The organism is Bacillus sp. S4, from assembly GCF_040838205.1.
GTDB classification, from domain to species: domain Bacteria; phylum Bacillota; class Bacilli; order Bacillales; family Bacillaceae_G; genus Bacillus_A; species Bacillus_A cereus_U.
The window spans coordinates 1-5,440 of record NZ_JBFPJI010000226.1 but is presented as its reverse complement, the minus strand read 5'-3'; the positions used below and the strand labels follow the sequence as shown (position 1 = coordinate 5,440).

Sequence of the window (5,440 nt, the reverse complement as noted above, 5' to 3'; positions counted from 1 at the left end):
TTATTACATATACCCTTTCGCTCTTTCCCTTGAAAAAACGATCTATATTCATTCAAAATAACTTTTTTCACGTCAAAGTAAAAAAGGGAGAGTAGCTCTTATTCCACAGCTACTCTCCCTTTCAATTATATTAAAACAAATGAATGTTTTCTTTTTTGCAAGCTTCACGTAAATCGTCAGGCCATACAGAAGATTGAACTTCACCGATATGTGCTTTACGTAAGAAGTACATACACATTCTTGATTGGCCGATGCCACCACCAATTGTTAATGGTAGTACGTCTTCTAAAATACCTTTATGGAAATCATACTCACGTTTGAAGTCTTCACCAGTTTTCGTTAATTGCTCATCAAGTGCTTTACTATCAACACGAATTCCCATTGATGATAATTCGAATGAAGCTTGTAGTACTGGGTGCCAGAATAAAATGTCACCGTTTAATTTCCAATCATCATAATCGGATGCGCGTCCATCATGCTTTTCACCTGAACGGAGTGCATCACCAATTCCAATAATAAAGACTGCACCGTGTTCTTTCGCAATTGCATGTTCACGATCTTTCGGTGTTAATTCTGGATATTTATCTTCCAGTTCTTGAGAAGTAATGAAAACAATTTCTTCTGGTAAATACTTTCCAAGGAACGGATACTTTTCAAATAAGTGATCTTCCAATTCTTTGAATATTCCATAAATTGTTTGTACTGTTTTTTGTAAGTAATCGACAGTACGCCATTCTTTTTGAACGATTTTTTCCCAATCCCATTGGTCAACATAAATGGAATGTGTTGCATCAAGTTCTTCATCACGACGAATCGCGTTCATATTTGTATATAAACCTTCACCAGCTTCATATCCGTATTCATGTAATGCGAATCTTTTCCACTTCGCTAGTGAATGCACAATTTCTAATTCTTCTCCTGAATGTAACATATCAAACTCAATTGGACGTTCTACACCGTTTAAGTGATCGTTTAATCCTGATTTTTTCGTTACGAATAATGGTGCAGATACGCGGAATAGTTCAAGGCGTTTTGCTAATTGATCCTCGAAAAATGTTTTAACTTCCTTAATTGCGATTTGAGTCTCTCTTACTGTCATTAATGATTGATACATGGTGGTTTCCTCCTAAAATGTTTGGATGTTGTGGAAAAAAGCCAACAAAAAAAGCCCTTCTTTCCCAAAAAACTGGGACGAAAGACTTTGGTTCCGCGGTACCACCCAAATTAGCAACAGAGGTTGCTCACTTATACAGTACGGAGATGAAAAAATCTCGATACTGTTCTTCTTGTAACGGCGAAGTTCCCGGCTAAGTCTACTTTCCTATAAAGGATTTCGGTTAGCGACTCCAGGAGGTTCTTCATAATAGGCTTCGTACCAGGCTCACACCGTCCCTGACTCGCTTAAACTACATCCTACTACTACTCGTCCTTTCATAGTCGTTTTGTTGTCACATCTCTGAAACATTTTATTAATGATTATTCTATACAAAAAATAGATAAAGTCAACAAAAAGTTTTAAAATATTTTTCAATTCTTTATTTTATGCCTTTACCGACTGTTCTTAATATAACATTTTTATTTCCTTTGTCTCTTCAATCCAAAAAACATTTCACTAATTGAAACTAACATATACACAACCAGTAATGTGATCGTTCGAAAAATAGAATCCGCAGTATTTCTTATTATTTTCATTTTATTTGTAATTCCTTTCAGTTTACTCGCAATTTCATGATATACTATAGCATTCAAGCAGTTTGTTTTTACTTAAAGCAAACATAGTCATTTATCGATAGTATTTTTCTAAAACATTGGCTATTATCAAATCAGATTTTTTATATAACGGAGTGATCATATGAGTAAAACGAAAGCAAAACCGAAAAAAGGTGTAGGACAAGGTACAGGAAGTAAAGGATGGAACCGTTGGCAATCAAGTGCGAAAAAGAAAGCTGCAAAACCATACAAAAGTAAAGGTACAAAGAAATAAAATAAATTTCGCTTTATTTCTTTACTTTGTTCAAAACAAAATATAATTATTACAACAAAAAAGCTATGCTCTCATAAATTTGAAAGCATAGCTTTTTTCCATATTAAATTATAAGGATATCTCGAATTTCTTCCTCCGTTATTGAAGACAGTTTTTCTTCCCCCGGCTCAATAATTTCAGCAATTAAATTTTTCTTACTCTCTTGTAACTCGTGCATTTTTTCTTCAATTGTTCCATGTGCTACTAACTTAATCACTTGCACTGTATTTTTTTGTCCCATTCGATACGCTCTATCCGCTGCTTGTTGTTCAACAGCTGGATTCCACCATAAATCGTACAATATAACTGTATCTGCACCCGTTAAATTTAGTCCTGTGCCACCAGCTTTTAACGAAATAAGAAATAGATCCCCTTCTCCCTCGTTAAACCGATTGCATAGCTCTACACGTTCTTGCGCTGGTGTACTCCCATCTAAATAAAAGTATGGAACTGCTTGACGGTTTAATTCTCGCCCGATTATTGAAAGCATCTTCGTAAATTGAGAAAATATAAGAATTCTCTTCCCTGTACTTCTGCATTCCTCCAAAATTTCTAGCAGCTGATCAAATTTAGCTGAACTACCTTTATAGTCATCAACAAACAAAGCTGGATGACAACAAATTTGCCGTAGTCTCGTTAAACCAGCTAAAACCCGAATTTTATTTTTACGTAACGTATCTTTATCCAAATGTTTTAACGTTTCTTCTCTTAACTTTGCTAAATAAGCGGCATAGAGCCTTTTTTGGTCCGGTAATAGTTCTGATGATTGTAAGTGCTCTATTTTTTCTGGGAGTTCGTGTAATACATCACCCTTTAACCTTCTTAACACGAAAGGCTTTACGCGCTTCGCAATATCTTCACGTCTTAAATCACCGAACTCTTTTCTTCCCGGTAATAATTCTGGGAAGACAACGTGGAAGATAGACCATAGCTCTTCTAATGAATTCTCTACAGGTGTTCCCGTTAATCCAAAACGGTACTCTGCTTGAATCGTTTTTACTGCCTTCGCAGTTTGCGTCGTATGATTTTTAAATGCTTGTGCTTCATCAAGAAATAACGTATGAAATGGCCTTGCATATAATCTTATATCTCTTCTTAGTAAAGGATATGACGTAATGACTACATCAAATTTCGTTACATCTTTTAAAACTTTTCGGCGCTCTGCTTGATTTCCATCGGCAATAACAGCTCTAATATGTGGAACGAATTTTTTTAACTCGCTAAGCCAGTTGTAAACAAGGGAAGACGGAGAAACAACTAATATAGGCAGTTTCTTCTCTCGAATTTCCGGCAAAACAGAATCTATAAAAGCAATACTTTGCAACGTTTTCCCCAGTCCCATATCATCAGCTAAAATGCCGCCAAAACGATAATAGGCAAGTGTTTTCATCCACTGGAATCCGTATGTTTGATACTCTCTCATTATCGCATCTAAGCCACTTGGCACCGCAAACTTCAGCTTTTTAGGGTTTTGAATGTTCTCTACCAATTCTTGAACAGACTCATCTAAACTTAATACGTTTCCTTCTTGCAGTGAATTCATCCATTTCACACTACGAATAAGAGGGACATCTATTTCTTCGCCCTTTAAAAATTCTTTTCGAATACTAGATTCTTTTATAAACTGATTAATATCATTAAACTCTTTACTCTCAAGTGATAGTAGAGCACCACTTGCTAAACGATAATATTTTCGTTTCTCCTCAAGAGCGACTAATACCCCTTTAATTTCTGCCTCCGGAATACCCTTTATATCAAAGCGAAATGATAACCAATCAATTCTCTCTTTCCTTCTAACTCTTATAAGAGGAGCTGTATCTCCTTTATGAATTCGTAATTTGATTGCTGTCGTCGCATAAATATCAACTAAACCTTTTAACGTTGGAACAGCGTGATATAAAAAGTTATACTCAGCTTCTTCATTATGCATAAAATAACCGCCTTCTGTCTTTGCAAAGGCACTTTCACTCATAATGTCTAAAATCTCTTTTTCCTTTTTTTCATCACGATTAAAAACAGATGGCTGTCCATCCTCTTCTAACGGATTAATCACGACGTTTCCATAATGAAATTCGAGACCTGCTAATAAGCGATTTTTCACTCGATCTAAATATAATTTCGCTTTTAATGCGGGTGTTTCAACACGATCTGATACTACCTCATCTATTCGCACAGTTCCTAGCTTCATTAACCCTGGTACAACTTTTGCTACAAAGTGTTCCATCTTATCTGCTGGAATATACAACTGGTTACTACTAGAACGATTCATCATTTTTTGTAATTCGATAAGCCGCTTACAATCCTCAGCATTCAACTGATGCAGTTTCCCTCCAAATAGAGCATAACTATACGTATCCATTACTTCTACTTGTTGTAAGCCGTCAATATAAAGTGTAAACCCACCGTTACTCCCTTTATTAAACTCAAAATGTAAAGGCAGTAGTCCTTTTGAAATTTGTAAACCGTGAAAAGATTGTCCATCTTGATTAAGTCTCACACACTCAGTTTTAGAAAGTAAAGAAAGCATATCCATCCACGAAGCTGGCGGTATTAAAATCATGCTATCATCTTGTTTTGCGTGTACTTCTAGTGTATCTTCATACATTTTTTCATTATGATACATTTTAATAAGTTGCTGAATAATCGCATCCGTTTCTTGCTTGAAGCTATGTACATCTGGTGTGTATGTAAATTCATTGGAACAATTAAAAGCCTCTCTTTTCTCCACTTTAGAAAGAAATTCTCTAATATGATTTACGAAATACGTTTTGGCGATCTTCAACTGAACCCCAAGAAGTGCCCCACCATTTTTCGTAACTACTGGTGTACAATTAAACTCAATATCAAGTATTTCACGTGTATCAAAACGGTGTTGTTTACTTTTTGGCCTCAGTGGTTGTTCTGCAAACAACTGAAACATCCCGCTTGTTAATTGTTCATTTCCGCTCATGTTTCCGCTGCTAATAGGCAGCATTCCACCGGTTTGCTGATTATAATTTATTTGTATCAATACTGCCGCAACATGTTGACAGTACGTTTGAAAAGACGCTAATGAAGGACAACTACATTTCGCAACAACATCACCTTTTTTAGCTTTTTCTACTGTAACATGAAAATCTTCGTTCCCTTTTACCGTCGCCTCGCAAATTTCTTTATTTTCATCATAATGATTTATTATTACTTTATTTGATTTATAATAAGCTTCGCCTCTTTTATATGAGGTCTCTCCGCATACTTCTTTAATAATCGATTTATTTATATTAAAATTCAATGATTCAGCCCCTTCCTTAACACGAAAAGTTATTCGTTTGATCCTATAAATATTTTACATGTATACTCAAGTAAGTAAAGTCGTATATACGATAAAGTGAAACTTTAATCAGTGGGGGTTTTGTTCATCCCCCACTGATTATTAGC

3 protein-coding genes, 1 pseudogene and 1 other annotated feature are annotated in these 5,440 nt (G+C 35.4%); of the genes and pseudogenes, 1 reads left to right on the top strand and 3 read right to left on the bottom strand.

What is annotated here, in order from left to right; all coding sequences use genetic code 11:
* Both AB3X48_RS17030 and asnA read right to left on the bottom strand, forming a co-directional pair.
* Nucleotides 1–83 (bottom strand): annotated as a pseudogene (locus AB3X48_RS17030) (helix-turn-helix domain-containing protein); the annotation flags it as partial.
* Nucleotides 84–130: 47 nt separating this feature from the next.
* Nucleotides 131–1,114 carry an aspartate--ammonia ligase gene (gene asnA, locus AB3X48_RS17025; protein WP_016104478.1) on the bottom strand — a complete coding sequence of 328 codons (984 nt, stop codon included), beginning with the start codon at nucleotides 1,112–1,114 and terminating at the stop codon, nucleotides 131–133.
* Nucleotides 1,115–1,184: 70 nt separating this feature from the next.
* Nucleotides 1,185–1,444, bottom strand: a binding site (T-box leader).
* 408 nt (nucleotides 1,445–1,852) lie between these two features.
* Between asnA and AB3X48_RS17020 the strand changes: the two genes are divergently transcribed.
* On the top strand, nucleotides 1,853–1,984 hold the full coding sequence (locus tag AB3X48_RS17020; RefSeq protein ID WP_000047589.1) for a DUF3934 family protein: 132 nt from the start codon (nucleotides 1,853–1,855) through the stop codon (nucleotides 1,982–1,984).
* A 103-nt stretch (nucleotides 1,985–2,087) separates the two neighbouring features.
* Here AB3X48_RS17020 and AB3X48_RS17015 read toward each other — a convergent pair whose 3' ends face one another.
* Nucleotides 2,088–5,294 (bottom strand): SNF2 helicase associated domain-containing protein, encoded by a 3,207-nt coding sequence (locus AB3X48_RS17015; RefSeq protein WP_367959752.1) that lies wholly within the window; start codon nucleotides 5,292–5,294, stop codon nucleotides 2,088–2,090.
* Nucleotides 5,295–5,440 lie beyond the last annotated feature (146 nt).

What these genes read in the sequence shown, in the direction of transcription:
- asnA (WP_016104478.1), bottom strand. Translation starts at nt 1,114, where the DNA reads ATGTATCAATCATTAATGACAGTAAGAGAGACTCAAATCGCAATTAAG.
- AB3X48_RS17020 (WP_000047589.1), top strand. Translation starts at nt 1,853, where the DNA reads ATGAGTAAAACGAAAGCAAAACCGAAAAAAGGTGTAGGACAAGGTACA.